15 protein-coding genes and 3 tRNA genes are annotated in these 15,670 nt (G+C 57.8%); 4 read left to right on the forward strand and 14 right to left on the reverse strand.

The annotated features are described in order from the left end of the window. Nucleotides 1-56: 56 nt before the first annotated feature. From rplJ to EPK99_RS18865, 7 genes are all read right to left on the reverse strand, one after another. Nucleotides 57-578 (reverse strand): 50S ribosomal protein L10, encoded by a 522-nt coding sequence (rplJ, locus tag EPK99_RS18835; RefSeq protein WP_128444626.1) that lies wholly within the window; start codon nucleotides 576-578, stop codon nucleotides 57-59. Nucleotides 579-932: 354 nt separating this feature from the next. After that, complete coding sequence (gene rplA / locus EPK99_RS18840) at nucleotides 933-1,628, reverse strand: 50S ribosomal protein L1 (protein WP_128444627.1); 696 nt, start codon at nucleotides 1,626-1,628, stop codon at nucleotides 933-935. A gap of 1 nt (nucleotide 1,629) precedes the next feature. Beyond that, nucleotides 1,630-2,061, reverse strand: coding sequence for a 50S ribosomal protein L11 (rplK, locus tag EPK99_RS18845; RefSeq protein ID WP_128444628.1), 432 nt, complete (start codon nucleotides 2,059-2,061; stop codon nucleotides 1,630-1,632). A 167-nt stretch (nucleotides 2,062-2,228) separates the two neighbouring features. Further along, a complete protein-coding gene (nusG, locus tag EPK99_RS18850; RefSeq protein WP_128444629.1) occupies nucleotides 2,229-2,759 on the reverse strand; it encodes a transcription termination/antitermination protein NusG in 531 nt (176 codons plus the stop codon). 15 nt (nucleotides 2,760-2,774) lie between these two features. Continuing rightward, nucleotides 2,775-2,975, reverse strand: a complete 201-nt coding sequence (secE, locus tag EPK99_RS18855; RefSeq protein WP_128444630.1) for a preprotein translocase subunit SecE — start codon at nucleotides 2,973-2,975, stop codon at nucleotides 2,775-2,777. A 191-nt stretch (nucleotides 2,976-3,166) separates the two neighbouring features. Then, nucleotides 3,167-3,242 (reverse strand) — tRNA-Trp (locus tag EPK99_RS18860). 103 nt (nucleotides 3,243-3,345) lie between these two features. After that, nucleotides 3,346-4,737 (reverse strand): capsule biosynthesis protein, encoded by a 1,392-nt coding sequence (locus EPK99_RS18865; protein ID WP_128444631.1) that lies wholly within the window; start codon nucleotides 4,735-4,737, stop codon nucleotides 3,346-3,348. Between the two features lie 163 nt (nucleotides 4,738-4,900). On the opposite strand from EPK99_RS18865, the gene EPK99_RS18870 reads away from it, so the two are divergent. Next, nucleotides 4,901-6,190, forward strand: coding sequence for a capsule biosynthesis protein (locus tag EPK99_RS18870; protein WP_128444632.1), 1,290 nt, complete (start codon nucleotides 4,901-4,903; stop codon nucleotides 6,188-6,190). Nucleotides 6,191-6,372: 182 nt separating this feature from the next. On the opposite strand, the gene tuf is transcribed toward EPK99_RS18870, so the two are convergent. The 4 genes from tuf to EPK99_RS18890 form a co-directional block, all read right to left on the reverse strand. After that, nucleotides 6,373-7,548, reverse strand: coding sequence for an elongation factor Tu (tuf, locus tag EPK99_RS18875; RefSeq protein ID WP_128444619.1), 1,176 nt, complete (start codon nucleotides 7,546-7,548; stop codon nucleotides 6,373-6,375). A gap of 266 nt (nucleotides 7,549-7,814) precedes the next feature. Beyond that, nucleotides 7,815-8,309, reverse strand: coding sequence for a histidine kinase (locus EPK99_RS18880; protein ID WP_128444633.1), 495 nt, complete (start codon nucleotides 8,307-8,309; stop codon nucleotides 7,815-7,817). A gap of 134 nt (nucleotides 8,310-8,443) precedes the next feature. Then, nucleotides 8,444-8,517 (reverse strand) — tRNA-Gly (locus tag EPK99_RS18885). A gap of 25 nt (nucleotides 8,518-8,542) precedes the next feature. Next, nucleotides 8,543-8,627 (reverse strand) — tRNA-Tyr (locus EPK99_RS18890). Nucleotides 8,628-8,829: 202 nt separating this feature from the next. Here EPK99_RS18890 and rlmB point away from each other — a divergent pair. From rlmB to EPK99_RS18905, 3 genes are all read left to right on the forward strand, one after another. Beyond that, entirely contained in the window at nucleotides 8,830-9,708 is an 879-nt protein-coding gene (gene rlmB / locus EPK99_RS18895) for a 23S rRNA (guanosine(2251)-2'-O)-methyltransferase RlmB (protein ID WP_128444634.1), read from the forward strand. Between the two features lie 18 nt (nucleotides 9,709-9,726). Beyond that, complete coding sequence (cysQ, locus tag EPK99_RS18900; RefSeq protein ID WP_128445008.1) at nucleotides 9,727-10,515, forward strand: 3'(2'),5'-bisphosphate nucleotidase CysQ; 789 nt, start codon at nucleotides 9,727-9,729, stop codon at nucleotides 10,513-10,515. Nucleotides 10,516-10,717: 202 nt separating this feature from the next. Next, nucleotides 10,718-12,019 carry a UDP-glucose dehydrogenase family protein gene (locus EPK99_RS18905; RefSeq protein ID WP_128444635.1) on the forward strand — a complete coding sequence of 434 codons (1,302 nt, stop codon included), beginning with the start codon at nucleotides 10,718-10,720 and terminating at the stop codon, nucleotides 12,017-12,019. A 114-nt stretch (nucleotides 12,020-12,133) separates the two neighbouring features. Here EPK99_RS18905 and EPK99_RS18910 read toward each other — a convergent pair whose 3' ends face one another. The 3 genes from EPK99_RS18910 to EPK99_RS18920 all read right to left on the reverse strand — a co-directional run bounded on the left by EPK99_RS18910 (nucleotide 12,134) and on the right by EPK99_RS18920 (nucleotide 15,630). Then, nucleotides 12,134-12,343 (reverse strand): KTSC domain-containing protein, encoded by a 210-nt coding sequence (locus tag EPK99_RS18910; RefSeq protein WP_128444636.1) that lies wholly within the window; start codon nucleotides 12,341-12,343, stop codon nucleotides 12,134-12,136. A gap of 316 nt (nucleotides 12,344-12,659) precedes the next feature. After that, a complete protein-coding gene (locus EPK99_RS18915) occupies nucleotides 12,660-13,310 on the reverse strand; it encodes a hypothetical protein (RefSeq protein ID WP_128444637.1) in 651 nt (216 codons plus the stop codon). A 43-nt stretch (nucleotides 13,311-13,353) separates the two neighbouring features. Next, nucleotides 13,354-15,630, reverse strand: a complete 2,277-nt coding sequence (locus tag EPK99_RS18920; protein ID WP_128444638.1) for a polysaccharide biosynthesis tyrosine autokinase — start codon at nucleotides 15,628-15,630, stop codon at nucleotides 13,354-13,356. Nucleotides 15,631-15,670 lie beyond the last annotated feature (40 nt).

Consider the following 15,670-nt stretch of genomic DNA (forward strand, 5'->3'; position numbering starts at 1 on the left):
ACTAGTTCCTTATAATCGGTTCGAACTGGTTTTGATATGAACAGCGAAAAACCGCCTTATGCGGCTTCTTCGTCCTTCTTGGCGTAGGCCGCGAACACGCGGGCAAGCTGGCTTGCCGGTGCGGCGACAACCGTAGCGACGCGGGTAGCCGGGGCATTCAAGAGGCCCAGCAGCTTGCCGCGAAGCTCGTCCAGCGAAGGCAGGGTCGCAAGCGACTTAACTGCATCCGCAGAGAGCGTGGTTGCACCCATGGAACCACCCAGAACAATGATCTTGTCATTGGTCTTGGCGAAATCCATGACGACCTTGGGAGCCGTTACCGGGTCTTCGCTGAATGCGATCAGCGTCTGACCCTTGAAGAGATCTGCGATCCCTTCCGACTCCGTACCCTGAAGAGCGATCTTGGCCAGACGGTTCTTCGCGACTTTGACGGTGCCACCAGCAGCACGCATTTTCGAACGAAAATCGTTCATCTGCGCAACTGTGACACCAGCATAGTGGGCCACGACAACCGAACCGGAAGCCTTGAAGACCTCGGTCAGTTCCGTGACGAATTCGCGCTTTTCCGCTCTTTCCACTGTCTGTCTCCAGTTGACGGGACCGCAATCCTGCAGGCCCCATCGGTTTGCCTTTGCCTCAAGGGATCCATGTGAAGGACCCCAAGCGACGCTTGAGGATCCTGTCCCCTCGCTCTGTCGCCGTCAGGCTACAGGCACAAGGCACACTAGGCTCGAACCGAACTCGAAAGCGCCTTGGCGCTCCTAAAACTCGGGTTCTTACCCGTCTCATGCAGGCTTTAAGTGATTAAGGACCAAACCCTAGGATCGGGTCCACCTGCAATCTCGGACAGGAATTCCGGATTTCTCCGGAAACCCCCAGTCCCTAAGGACCGGGAATTCATAGATCCGGAACCGTAAGGTCCCGGATAAATCTTAGATAGTGACCGATGACGGGTCGATCTTGACGCCAGGGCCCATGGTGGAGGAAAGAGCTACGCGCTTAACGTAGTTGCCCTTTGCACCAGCCGGCTTGGCCTTGATGACCGCATCGGCGAAAGCCTTGATGTTCTCTTCGAGAGCCTTGGCATCGAACGAAGCCTTGCCGATACCGGCATGGACGATACCAGCCTTCTCGACGCGGAATTCGACGGCGCCGCCCTTGGATGCCTTGACGGCACCAGCAACGTCCATGGTCACCGTCCCGACCTTCGGGTTCGGCATCATGCCGCGGGGCCCAAGAACCTTACCGAGACGACCGACGAGCGGCATCATGTCCGGGGTCGCGATGCAACGATCGAAGTCGATCTTGCCGCCCTGAACGATTTCCACCAGATCTTCGGCGCCGACAATGTCCGCACCGGCAGCCTTGGCTTCATCAGCCTTGGCGCCACGTGCGAAGACGGCGACGCGAACGTCACGGCCGGTGCCATTCGGCAGGTTCACGACGCCACGGACCATCTGGTCGGCGTGGCGCGGGTCAACGCCGAGGTTCATCGCAATTTCGACGGTTTCATCAAACTTGGCAATCGCCCGTTCCTTGACCATCGAAATAGCGTCGGTGAGCGCGACCAGCTTGGTGGGATCGACGCCTTCACGAATCTTCTGAATACGCTTTGCAAGCTTTGCCATGTTACGCCACCACTTCCAGACCCATGGCGCGGGCAGAGCCCTCGATCATGGCCATTGCGCCTTCGAGATCAGCAGCGTTCAGGTCCTTCATCTTGGCCTGAGCGATAGCCTGGATCTGAGCCTTGGTAAGAGTGCCAGCCTTGGCTCCCTTGCCCGGGGTCTTCGAACCGGACGTGATCTTCGCTTCCTTCTTCAGCCAATAGCTGACCGGAGGCTGCTTCATCGCGAAGGTGAAGGACTTGTCCTGGAAATAGGTGATGACGACCGGAATCGGCATGCCCTTTTCCATTTCCTGCGTAGCGGCGTTGAACGCCTTGCAGAATTCCATGATATTGATGCCGCGCTGACCAAGTGCCGGGCCGATAGGCGGGGACGGGTTTGCCGATCCTGCCTTGACCTGCAGCTTGAGCTGGCCTGCTACTTTCTTAGCCATTTCTCTCTGCCTTTCGTTACGAACCGATTTCCCGGTCTATGCCGGACAAGCCGGCGGCTGCGGTTGCGTGGTTCGGATACTTGAAGTCCGGCTAAGACCCCTCACCTTCCACGCGGCTGCGGCAAATGCCGCACAAGGCCCGCCGAAGCGAGCCCCATTCTTGAATGTCAGACCTTCTCGACCTGAGCGTATTCCAGCTCGACCGGCGTCGCGCGGCCGAAGATCGAAACTTCGACCTTGAGGCGCGAACGCTCCTCATCGACATCCTGCACGGTGCCGTTGAAGGACGCGAAGGGGCCATCCGAAACTCGGACCTGCTCGCCGATCTCGAACGTTACCGAAGACTTCGGACGCTCGACACCTTCCTGGACCTGACCGAGAATACGGTCGGCCTCGAAATCCGGAATCGGAACCGGCTTATTGTCGGAGCCAAGGAACCCGGTCACCTTCGGAGTGTTCTTGATGAGGTGATAGGCCTCATCCGTCAGGTTGGCCCGCACCATGACGTAACCGGGGAAGAACTTGCGCTCCGAATCGACCTTGCGGCCACGGCGCACTTCAACCACCTTTTCGGTCGGAACAAGGATCTTCTCGAACAAATGCTCAAGCCCCTTTTGGCGAGCCTTGTTCTCGATGTCCTCCGCGACCTTTTTTTCAAAGTTCGAATATGCGTGGACGATGTACCAGCGCGCCGCCATCTTAAATCTCCAGAATCAAACGCTGACGTTCAGAATCAAACGTAACAACCAGCCCATGAGCTGATCGGCAGCGAAGAAAAACAGGGCGGCTAAAACAACCATCACAAGCACCATCGCCGTGGAGATCGTCGTTTCGCGACGAGATGGCCATGTAATTTTCGCGGCCTCGGAACGGACCTGACGAAAAAATGCCATCGGGGTGGTTTTGGATGCCATCGATTGCCCACGCAATTACGGCACGTAAAGCCGAACTTAATCAGCCCCACGCACCGCGTGTCTGTTTTGACCTACATAAACACCGCATCCCCTCTGCACAAGAGGAAAAACAATGTTCGATGAATTTTCGACCAAACGGCCGACACCACTCCTGCGGCCTCGCCCAAATGGCTGGACCAAGTTTCAGGAGATGGCAGGGGCAGCCGGGCTTGAACCGACGACCTGCGGTTTTGGAGACCGCCGCTCTACCAACTGAGCTATACCCCTTCGCCTGACACGGCAGTTGACCTTCGCCTTGCTGCCGTTGGGCTCGGCGCTCCCTTTAAGACGGCCAAGGCCGCTTGGCAAGAGCGTTTTTGATTATCAAGGCTTATCTGAACTTTCCGGCCAAAGGGTCGCCCATATCGACGGCGCGAGCTACGGAGAAAGCACTGTCCGGCTGACCGCCGAAAATCTCCTTGCCCGGCAGATCGAGGCCGCCCGGTAGAAGACTAGCCGAAGACTTACGCTCTTCCTTCATGGGAATACGCTTCCATGCCAGGCGCGGCGGCCGTTCGACATAAGCGTCCGGCTCGTTCACATTGCCGCCAACCACGCGCGCAACGATCGTTTCCTTAGCTAGCTGGCGACCCTCTGCATGATAAAAGTTGCCCTTCACCTGGATGGCCCCTGCAAGTGCGCGAATGAAAGCGGCCAGAAGCTGCCGATCGATTCGGTCGGGAGTGCGCCAAAAAGTATCGATTCCGCCTTGATGCGTAAGACCCGGAATATCGTATATTGCCGCTCCCAGGGCGATCGTTGGCAGACTGGCTCTCAAGCTCTGTATGCCGGTTGTCGAGTTGACGACGATGACACCACAGGAATGGCGCAGAATGCCACCTAGCTCCCCTTCTTCGATGAAGAACAGGCGGTCGCTGACGCGATAACGCGCCGCGAGCTTGGTCACGACCTTATTCCACGCTTCCAGATCGTTATCGAGCGGGTGCTGCTTGATCAGCAGACGGCTTTTATCAGGTGCATGCCGCGCAAAAGACTGAACCACCTGATCCAGCATCTGCGACAAGTGCCGGTAAGGCGAGTTGCCGCGAATCTGGTAGTCGCTTTGCAGCTGGAGCGCCAAAAGATAGGTTTGGGGGGAGCCTTCCTTGAAAAACCCTTCGGGCAGCCGGTGACGCGGGCGCATCATGCGCGGCAGCCAGGACAGATAATCGACCAGAGGATCGTAATATTTGTCGGACTTGTAGAAGGGAAAGAACGGACGTCCAAAATAAGACGCCAGGTTGTAGATGACCTCGTTCGTGGCTTCCTGGTTGAAGGTATGGGCGTAACGCGGCTGGAGATCCGGCGAATCAACCTTGTCCGATATGCGGCGTATCTGCGTGGGATCGTTCGGAAAATGGGAGAAGCGACCCATTCCGTCACGCTCAAGGGTGATCCAGTCAGGCCGCAGATAGCCGAACTCGACCGCATAGCAGCGCAGACCGAGCTTGCGACCGACCCTTGCCGCCAGGCGGTGATAAGGCAGGCGGTCTGCATAATAGAGAATGTCGGTGAAGCCTTCGCGCTTGATAAGGTCGGCGAGAAAACGCGGCCAGGCTTTAAGGGTCCCGCGGTAGTTGATCGCGCCCCTCTTGCGCCAGTAGAGAAGATCGCCGAAGGAGAAGTTCACCCGTTTGGTTTCGATCCCCTGCGTTTCGAAAGCGTCCGACAGCTCTCGCCAAAATATCGAAGGTGGACCTTGCAAAAAGAGAACTTTAGTCATCGGGGAGCCGCCACCTTCGATCATAGACGCGCCAATATGTTGGCAATTAACAACAGTTGCATCCACCTGTTCGTCAATGAAGACGTGTTGATATGCGGCCATTCAGCCGCTTCCGTCAATCACAAACGATCTTTGTCCGGGTCAATCCAGTGGAGGGTGTGACATGATTGCCCGCACCTTCCTTTTTCTCCAAGGACCCGCGTCGCCGTTCTTGAGGCTGCTGGCCGACGCTATCGAAGCACGCGGCCCGACAATCCGAAAAATTAATTTCAGTGTAGGTGATGCCGTGTTCTGGTGGCCGAAAAAAGGCGATTGGTTCCGGAATCGACGGGAAGATTGGCGAGACTATCTGGCGCAATACATCTCCCGCCACGGCGTGACGGACATCGTCATGCTCGGGGATGGGCGCCCCCAGCATGCCATTGCCGCAGAGGTTGGCATCGAGATGGGCGTGCGGGTGCATATCCTCGAGCATGGCTATCTGCGGCCGGACTGGCTTACCCTCGAGCCGGACGGCATGACGGCATATTCGCGCTTCCCTCGGGAGCCGGACGCCATCAGGGCACTCGCGGCCGGCCGACCTCCTGCCGACAGCGGCCGGCTGTTCCAATCGAGCTTCCTTACTTACGCTCTGTACGACCTTGCCTACCACATCCCCAATGTCGCACTTGGTTGGCTGGTTCACCGCCATTACCGGGCACATGGTCCTGTGCATCCAGCCGTCGAATATGCGGGCTGGATCGGCAAGGCGCTGACGCTGCGGCGTCGTCGCTCAAGGGCACAGCAGGCCATCACCGGCTGGTCCGCCTTTCCGGCAGAGTCACGGTTTCTCTTTCCGCTGCAACTGCCCGGGGACTATCAGATCCTTCGTCATGCACCTGGCGGAGATTTGTTCTCCATTGTCGATGCCGTCATTCAATCGTTTGCCCGGCATGCCGCGCCCGAAGCAAGCCTGCTTTTCAAGGTCCACCCGATAGACAATGGCCTGTCCCGCTGGCCGCAACGCATCAAGGCAGCAGCCGAACGGTGCCGCGTCAGCGCGCGGGTCTTTATCGCGGATGGTGGAGACACAGATGACCTGATCCGCCGATCTGCCGGGGTCGTGGTGGTCAACTCCACGGTGGGTCTGACAGCGCTCGGTCAGGGAAAGCCCGTTATCGCCCTCGGCTCCGCCATCTACGATGTTCCAGGTTTGAGTTTCCAAGGCAGTTTGGCCAGCTTCTGGACGGCGCCTCAGCTTCCCGACCCGCAACTCTTCGAGGATTTCAACCGCGCCCTGGCAGCGACCACGCAGGTTCGGGGTGGCTTCATCGGGCGGGATGCCCTTCGTGTCGGAGTGCGAAATATTGCTGAACGTCTCATGGAGGAAGAAGACCGCCTTCCGGTCACTCTTCGCAAGCCGCGCAACCGGCCGGTCTTTCGCTACGAGCGCGAGCTGTTCAATTTAGATTAAGCGAGTCAAACGTCAGCCGATATCCGCTACAAACGCAAAAAGCCCCGCCGTCGCCGGCGGAGCCTTTTGAATTCAACGCAGCGTCAATTACTCGACGATGCCGGCGCCGCCCTCAAATCGCGCTGGCGTGATCTGAGGAAACTTTGTTGCGTCGGCAGCTTTCGGCCTCGGTTCCCCGTCGATTACTCGACGATGGAAGCGACGATGCCGGCGCCGACGGTACGGCCGCCTTCGCGGATCGCGAAGCGCAGCTTTTCTTCCATCGCGATCGGAACGATCAGCTCGACGTCAACGGTCACGTTGTCGCCAGGCATGACCATTTCCGTACCTTCCGGAAGCGTCACGATGCCCGTCACGTCCGTCGTGCGGAAGTAGAACTGCGGACGGTAGTTGGTGAAGAACGGCGTATGACGGCCGCCTTCTTCCTTCGTCAGGATGTAGGCTTCGGCCTTGAACTTCTTGTGCGGCTTGACAGAGCCAGGCTTGCACAGGATCTGGCCGCGCTCGACGCCGTCACGCTGTACGCCACGGATCAGCGCGCCGATGTTGTCGCCGGCCTGGCCCTGGTCGAGCAGCTTGCGGAACATTTCAACGCCGGTCACCGTCGTCTTGGTGGTGGCGCGGATGCCGACGATCTCGACTTCTTCGCCAACCTTGACGATGCCACGCTCGACGCGGCCGGTCACGACCGTACCACGGCCCGAGATCGAGAACACGTCTTCGATCGGCAGCAGGAACGGCATGTTGATCGGACGCTCAGGCGTCGGGATGTAGGCGTCGACGGCAGCCATCAGCTCGCGGATTGCGTCTTCGCCGATCTTCTTGTCCGAGTCTTCCAGGGCAGCAAGAGCCGAGCCCTTGACGATCGGAATGTCGTCGCCGGGGAAGTCGTAGGACGACAGAAGTTCGCGAACTTCCAGTTCGACCAGTTCCAGCAGTTCTGCGTCGTCGACCTGGTCAACCTTGTTGAGGAACACCACGATCGCCGGAACGCCAACCTGACGGGCGAGCAGGATGTGCTCGCGGGTCTGCGGCATCGGGCCGTCGGCAGCCGAGCAAACCAGGATCGCGCCGTCCATCTGGGCAGCACCGGTGATCATGTTCTTCACATAGTCGGCGTGGCCGGGGCAGTCCACATGCGCATAGTGACGGGCAGGCGTTTCGTATTCGACGTGCGCCGTCGAAATGGTGATCCCGCGCGCCTTCTCTTCCGGAGCGGCGTCGATCTGGTCATAGGCCTTGAACTCGCCGAAATACTTCGTGATCGCTGCCGTCAACGACGTCTTGCCGTGGTCAACGTGACCAATCGTGCCAATGTTGACGTGAGGCTTATTGCGCTCAAACTTGCTCTTTGCCATTGAATGCTTCCTGTGAACATAAGAGGTGAACCCGGGGCGCGGGTTTGGTGTCGCCGTTTAAGGCTTTCCACCACAATGCGCAAGACATAATTACGCCTCGCGCCAGTACAAGGGGACGGGTCCCGGATGGCCGAAAACATGGGAATTCGGCACCCAATTTGGCGATCCACGCACAATGGGGCGGAGGTACTGAACAGGCCGCTCACCAGCTAGGGCACAAAGGGGCGCACGAGCAAGAGGTGCGCCCGATCGCGTCTTGAACGGGATTACTTTACCGGCTTCAGCGAGTTGATCAGAGCCATCAGTTCCTTGGCGTGCTTCTCCTGCTCGCCCTTGGTTCCCCAATAGGTGATGACAAGAAGCTTGTCCGCCCGTGGCTGAACGAAGGACAGGCCGATGCTGACCGGGCCGTCCTTGTCCTTGCCGTCCCAGTCCAGGTTGCTCATCTGCATGCCGTTGACGCTGTCCTCGGACTCTTTCTGCGTCTTCTCGTCGATCGTGATGCCGTTCTTCTGAAGAAAATCGACAGCGTCGCTCACGACCTTGTCCGAGGTCTTGGCGTCCGCAACATCGATCGAGAGATAGATCGCGGAATCGTCGGAGGTCGCCTGGATACCGGTTTCGGTTTCTTCCGGACCCCAGGCATCAGGAATGGTGATCTGAGCAATAGGCGCATCGCTTGGGAATTTCAAAGTTTCGGCAAAGGAAAGTGTAGGCGCAAGCATGGTCGCAAGCGCGGCAGCAGCGAAGATGTTCTTCATGGAAGGCTTCCGGTGAAAGAGAAAAGCGCGGCTCATCTAGCCGGCACAATAGATCTACGCGGATTCCAAGAAAAAGTCGCAGTTAAAAATGCGAAAAATCACTGCTCGCGATATATGGTAAAGACCTGCGAGAATGGAGCGGGTAGCGGGAATCGAACCCGCGTATTCAGCTTGGAAGGCTGCTGCTCTACCATTGAGCTATACCCGCGGGATGGTCCGATCACGAGGACGAATGGTGGAGAGAGTTGGATTTGAACCAACGTAGGCTGAGCCAACGGATTTACAGTCCGTCCCCTTTAACCACTCGGGCATCTCTCCAGATTCGTCCGGATCGTTAGACCAAGTTCTTCAGATCTTTGAGGTGGTTGGTGCCCCGCAATCTGCGCCGCGTATATGACGGGACGATCAGCATCTGTCAACACGAGCAAGATGCAAAAATAAGGAAAATGAATCCGCGCCGCATTCCTTCTGCTGCCAGCCAGGGGCTTTGCCGCGCGGACGCCTATGGCTATAAAGCCTTATGAGCAATGACGACAAAAACGACCGATCGAACCGCGACACGCATTATGCAACGTTGCGACGCGCCGTGCGCGATTCAAAACGCGAACGTGGCGAAATCCCGACGCCGCCGCTAAAGCGGCAAAAGAGCAACAAAGACTGGAAGCCTCCCCAGCTTCAGGCGGAACAGGTATTTCTCTACGGGCTGCATACGGTGCGCGCGGCACTTGCCAATCCGCAACGCAAGCTGATCAAGCTGTCGGTGACGCAGAACGCTTTCGCCCGGCTCGACCTTGAGGAATCAACTCCGCTCCCCTTCCCTGTCGAGTTCGTCTCGCCGCAGGATATCGACAAGGTGCTGGGGCCAGAGGCGATCCACCAGGGCGTCATGCTGGAGACCCGAGCGCTACCGATGCGCCGGCTGGAAGCCCTCAAGGAAAGCCCGCTGCTTCTCGTCCTCGACCAGGTGACGGATCCGCATAATGTCGGCGCGATCATGCGTTCCGCCGTTGCTTTCGGCGCAGGCGCGGTTGTCACCACTCAGAGACACAGCCCAACGGAATCCGGCGTTCTTGCAAAATCCGCATCTGGAGCGCTGGAACTCATTCCCTATATACAGGTCACCAATCTCGCAGATGCACTGGAAGAGCTTCATCGGCTTGGCTTCCAGACGATCGGCCTCGACTCGGAAGGACCAGCCGAACTCGAACGGAGTTTTAACGGTGAGCGCGTGGCGCTGGTGCTGGGTTCGGAAGGCAAGGGATTGCGGCAGAAGACCCGCGAAACGGTGACCGCGCTCGCGCGGCTCGACATGCCTGGCGAGATCAAGTCACTGAACGTCTCGAATGCCGCAGCCGTCGCCCTTTATGCCGCCCGGCAACATCTGGTCAAGATAAGCTGAGGGTAACCGATGAACGCCATGCTGGAAGCTTTTGAGAAAGCGGCACTTGAGGCGGGGAAAGCGATCCTGGCCATTAGGGCTGCAGGCGCACGGGCATCTTACAAAGCGGATAATTCTCCGGTGACTGAAGCCGACCAGCAGGCGGAACGAATCATTCTCGAAAAGCTTGGTCAGCTCTACCCAGGCATTCCTGTCGTGGCGGAGGAAGCCGTTGCCGCAGGCCAGATGCCGGCAATCAACGACGCGCCGTTTTTCCTCGTCGATCCGCTCGACGGAACGAAGGAGTTCATCAAAGGGCATGACGATTTCACCGTCAATATCGCCCTGATCGAATCTGGAACTCCAACCGTAGGGTTTATCTACGCGCCGGCGCTGGGCGTGGCTTATGGGGGCGCGGGCAATGAAGCCTACAAGCTTCTCGTCGGGTCTGACTTCACGATAAGCGAAAGAACCTCGATCCGCGCTTGCACACAGCGCCAGCCGCCGGTTGCCATTGCAAGCCGTTCCCATCGAACACCGGAGACAAATGCCTATCTGGCGGAAGCCGGTTCTGGCGATGTCCGCAGCATCGGGTCGTCTTTGAAATTCTGTCTGCTCGCGGAAGGCGAGGCCGATCTATACCCACGCTTCGGACGCACCATGCAGTGGGACACCGCAGCGGGCGATGCGATTTTGCGCGCTGCCGGTGGGGTCACCACAGATCCCGAGGGGCGGCCGCTTCGGTACGGACGGTTCGAGCGGGCCGGAGAAGCTCCATTCATAAACCCCGACTTCATTGCCAGGGGAGCGAAACGAAATCAGGATTGAGAGCATTCGACAGGCGCTGACCATAGCGGACGCGATCTGTCTCTCCGCGTGCTGAAGCAGGTCATCCGCACCAGTCGATGCTTCGGCATCGGAAAGCACATCAGGCCGCAAATCTGTTCGACCTATACCCACAGAATTGGTTTCATTTGCCCCGGAAACGCTTTAGGTAATTCGGCAAAATGGCGCGACTGAAAGGTGTTTTATGCGTATTGTAATGGTTGGGTCTGGTTATGTTGGACTTGTGTCGGGAGCTTGCTTTGCGGATTTCGGACATGAAGTTGTTTGCGTCGATAAGGCTGTAGAGAAGATCGAGGCTCTGAGGCAGGGCGTCATCCCAATTTTCGAGCCCGGCCTCGACCAGCTGGTAGAGAATAACGTCAAGGCAGGCCGCCTCTCCTTCTCCACCGAGCTTGCTGGCCCGGTTTCCGAGGCCGATGTCGTCTTCATCGCAGTGGGCACGCCCTCGCGTCGCGGCGACGGGCATGCTGATCTCGGTTATGTTCATGCCGCAGCCGAGGAGATCGCCAGAGCCGTCAGCGGCTTTACTGTGGTCGTCACCAAATCCACCGTGCCGGTCGGAACTGGTGATGAGGTGGAGCGCATCATTCGCGAAACCAACCCTGAGGCCGATGTTGCGGTGGTCTCAAACCCGGAATTTTTGCGTGAAGGTGCGGCGATCGAGGACTTCAAGCGCCCTGACCGCATCGTCGTCGGCCTCTCCGATGAGCGCGCCCGCCCCGTCATGACCGAAGTCTACCGTCCGCTCTATCTCAACCAGTCGCCGCTGCTGTTTACCTCCAGGCGCACCTCCGAGCTCATAAAATACGCAGCCAATGCCTTTCTGGCCATGAAGATCACCTTCATCAACGAAGTGGCAGACCTGTGCGAGAAGGTTGGCGCGGACATTCAGGACGTCTCGCGCGGCATCGGTCTTGACGGCCGTATCGGTTCCAAATTCCTGCATGCAGGCCCCGGCTATGGCGGCTCCTGTTTTCCCAAGGACACGCTGGCGCTTGCCAAGACCGCCCAGGACTATGACAGCCCCGTGCGGCTGATCGAGACCACGATCGCCATCAATGACAGCCGCAAGCGGGCGATGGGCCGCAAGGTGATTGCAGCGGTTGGCGGCGAGGTGCGCGGCAAAAAGGTCGCCGTCTTCGGCCTCACCTTCAAGCCCAATACCGACGACATGCGCGACAGCCCGGCAATCGCCATCGTACAGGCGCTGAAGGATGCCGGCGCCATCGTCTCGGGCTATGATCCGGAAGGCATGGGCAATGCCCGGCAGATGATGGAAATCGAGTTTGCGGGTAGCCCTTACGAGGCGGCAACGGACGCCCATGTGGCGGTGCTGGTCACCGAATGGAATGCTTTTCGCGCCCTTGACCTCGACCGGCTGAAGTCCCTGATGGCATCGCCAGTCCTCGTAGACCTGCGCAATGTCTACCGCGCGCATGAGGTGGAAGCGCATGGCTTCGCCTATCACAGCATCGGCAAAGGCTGAGCGCAGGGAGCGAAACGGTCGACCTATAAGCCAAGCATCGCACCTGAGAATGCAGCGGTTCCGCTTATGACATGCGACAATGCAAAGAGCGAAGCGAGTATTAATCGAGCCGCTTCAATCCGGGTGGCGGAAACGCCCCCGGATGTGCTCCATGAAATAATGGCCGGCCGACCGGGCACCAACCAGTTGCTCAAACACGGTGCGTGGAACCTCCACATAATCCCGCATCTGCCCATTGGTAAGATAAACGCGCATGAGCTGGGCTGCGTCCTCATAGGACGCCGCTTCAACCAGCTTTGATCTCAACTCGACACGAATTGTCATATCCCCGAGCCTTTCGCAGCCGCATCAGGATATTGTGCAGTGCAAAATTTGCAAGAGAAACCTGAGGCAACTTACGGTGCGGCAGGATAGACTAGCTCTATTCGAGCTCCGGGTCTTTTGGACAGTATAATCCGGGCAAAAAGCAAGCGGGATTCGTATCTGTAAGGGAGAGAGGATTGCGGTGGATCTGTCCAACACAAGGATTTTCGACCGTAGGATGTGGTTTATCGGACTTGCCGACCGGCCAGGACAAGATCTGCGGCGTCCGAAGAGATATGATGAAAAATCGCGCCCCGAGTCCTGACTTTCACAAGCCCTATGGCAGCGTGATATCCGCCTTGCGAAGAGCATCGCTCCGCTCAGGCGGCATGCCCACTGCCTCGCTGCTCAAAAGCGGTAACATGAACGCTGACGCCTCGGTGAGCATGGCCTTGACCTCACCTACCGGAGCATAGAGGAGAGTGATCCTGATATCGGAGCGCAAGGCATCTCCCGCGAGATCGATAACCGCGGGCGTGACCCGTTTCCATTGTAGAATGCGTGTTTTAACGATATCCAGTTCGTAGGGTGCGTAGGCCTGGGACATAGATAAGAGATGAGCTTCTTCCTGAGCAGTGCCGCCGAGGAACCAACGCACCACTGCGAGACGCTGCCAGAGAAGGCCGTCTGTCGGAACGCAGCCGAGACCTTGCCGCAGGCGCGGTTCCATTGCGCGTAAAGAGGCAATCCAAGACACTTGGTCGTCTATACCGCGCATTTGATCTACGTTGCGGATATTGACGGCAATTGCCGCGTTCAGCAGGTCCGTTCGACATGTGGACGGTAACTGATCCGCCTTGCTGGCATAGTTGGCCACCGCAGCCGACGAGACAGACTCTCCCTTGTCCATCATCGACGCCAGAGTGACATAGACGCCGTAACGTGCGGTCACAACAAACTGCCATACGGCAAGCGAAGCCGCTGCCATACAGGCCACTACCGTTATGGGATAAGCGAGACCACGCCGGAGGCTAGGACGCATTTTCGTGATAATAGGAGGTGTAGCGAGATGCGTAATATTCCGACGAGCCATATTCGCGGTACAGCTTCATCTTTTCGCTATTGACCTTGTTGAGGATAACGCCAAGGCAGCGACTGGTGATTTGCGGCTCGGCTGCAAGCGTGTCTCGCACGACCTTACGGGACGTCTCACCCCACTCCACGACCATGACGAAGCCATCTATGCGCGAGGCAATGGCTCTTGCATCCACGACAGGACCCAGTGGCGGCAGATCGAGAACGATATACTCGAATTCGCTCGACGCCTGCGCGAGAAGTCGCATCATCGCCTGCGAAGCCAGAAGCTCAGAGGAATGCGGGATACGGCGTTTGACGACAGCCGGCAGGAACTTAAGTCCCGAGTCCGGGTCGGTCAGTACGGCTGAGGACGGGGAAAGATTATCCATAAGCACCTCGAGCAGTCCCTCGTCAGCGTGCTGCGCCAGGGCCCGAGTTGCGCCAGGATTTCGAAGGTCGGCGTCGATCAGCAGGGTTTTTGCACTTTTCGCAAGTGTCTGAGCGAGATTGACCGCAACGGTGGATTTGCCTTCCCCAGGAAGTGCGGACACGATGCCGATGATCTTCTGCGACTTGTTGACCTGAAGATCAGCCGCAATTCGGGCACTCCGAAGCGTTTCCGCAAAGGACGAAAGCGGATGCTCGACGGCAAAATTCGAAACCTGACTACGCTTGTAGACCTCGCCCTTGACCGGGGCGTTGTCCAGCGGCTTGGCTTTGGAAGGATCGACCAGAGGGACGGCTCCCAGATATTCCAGACCGAGAACGTCCCTCACCTGCTCGCCGGTGCGGAAGAAGCGGTCTCGGAATTCCCTGAAACCGGCAACGCCGCCGCCGAGAACGAAGCCGAGGATGAGGCAAGTGCCAAGCACCATCCCAGCACGTGGCTCGCTTGCATTCTGAGGCGGAACAGCTCTGCTGATAATGCGCGCTTCCGTAACCGGGAAAGACTGTTGCTGAACAGCTTCCTGATAGCGCTGCAGGAAAGTCTGATAGAGGTTCTTGTAGGTTTCCGCACCTCGCTCCAGTTCGCGCAGCTGAACCTGTGTCTCACCGGCAGTTACGCTGACCCCGGTAGCATTCTTGAGGCCTTCCGCAATTTGTCGCTCACGCGACTGCGACACTTCAAGTTCGCTCTGGTAACTTTCTGAAATCCTGCGCAATTCGTCAAACATCAGCCGCGTATATTCGGCCATTTCCTGCCGCAAGCGGATTGCCTGAACGTGGCCCTCGCCCAGCCGTTTGCTGATCTCGGACTCTCTCTTGGACGAATCCAGGTACTTTTCCCGAAGCGTATTGATGACCGAACTATCCAGGGCATCCGTTACGATCGCGTCGGTCTGCCCATTGTTCAATATAGACTGGATTCGGTCCAATTTTGCCTGAGCGCGCGCCGTGTCCGCACGAGCAACCAGCAGGGCGCTGTTCAATTCCGTCAACTGCTGATCCGAGACAAGCTTGTCGTTGGCGACGAGAAGCCCGTTTGCGGCACGAAATTTCTGTACGGCAAGGTCGGATTCGAGAGATTTCTGACGAAGTTCTTCGATGCGCTCCTGCAGCCATGTGCCTGCGCGCCGAGTCGCTTCGTATTTCGCATTGAGCTTGTCGTTGAGATAGGCATCCGCAATGCCCCCAGCGATGGAAGCCGCCAGCTGCGGTGAAGTCGCAGTAATGCCGATTTCCAGGACATAGGAACGGCCGACCCGCGATATGTCCATGTTATCGACAATCCGCTTGAGAGCCTCCCGCCGGTTGTTTTCAGCGGCGTCCAAAAGCGTAGTCTCGTCACCTCCGAACCAGTTCTTCGGGTTGATCACGGAGCGAACGTAAGAAGCTGCAGCGCTGAGGAAATTGCCGCCGCTTCCCATGAATTCAGAATTGTCAGAAAGCTTCAGCTTCTCGACCACCGATAGTCCGATAGTCTCCGATTTCAGAAGTTCGACCTGGCTGAGTATAGAAGCTTCGTCATCAGGGACTCCGCCGATAGTCGAAAGCTGCTCCACGACCTGCCCATTACTGCGGTCGATCAATACGCTGGTTTTTGACGTATATTTCGGAACGGCCGTAACGATATAGCATACGCCTAGTATGAGGCATATTGCAACGCATATAGCAACGACACGCCACTGCCGTCTCGCGACGGCAATGACGTTATCAACGTCAAGTTTTGGAGCTTGTCGCTCCAAAACTTGATCATCGGCACGAGCATGAAAGATAGGCCTCTGGTTCATTATCTTGTCCGAAAAAGCATTCGCCAGAGTATCTAGTGTC

The sequence above is a fragment of the Neorhizobium lilium genome, assembly GCF_004053875.1.
GTDB lineage: Bacteria > Pseudomonadota > Alphaproteobacteria > Rhizobiales > Rhizobiaceae > Neorhizobium > Neorhizobium lilii.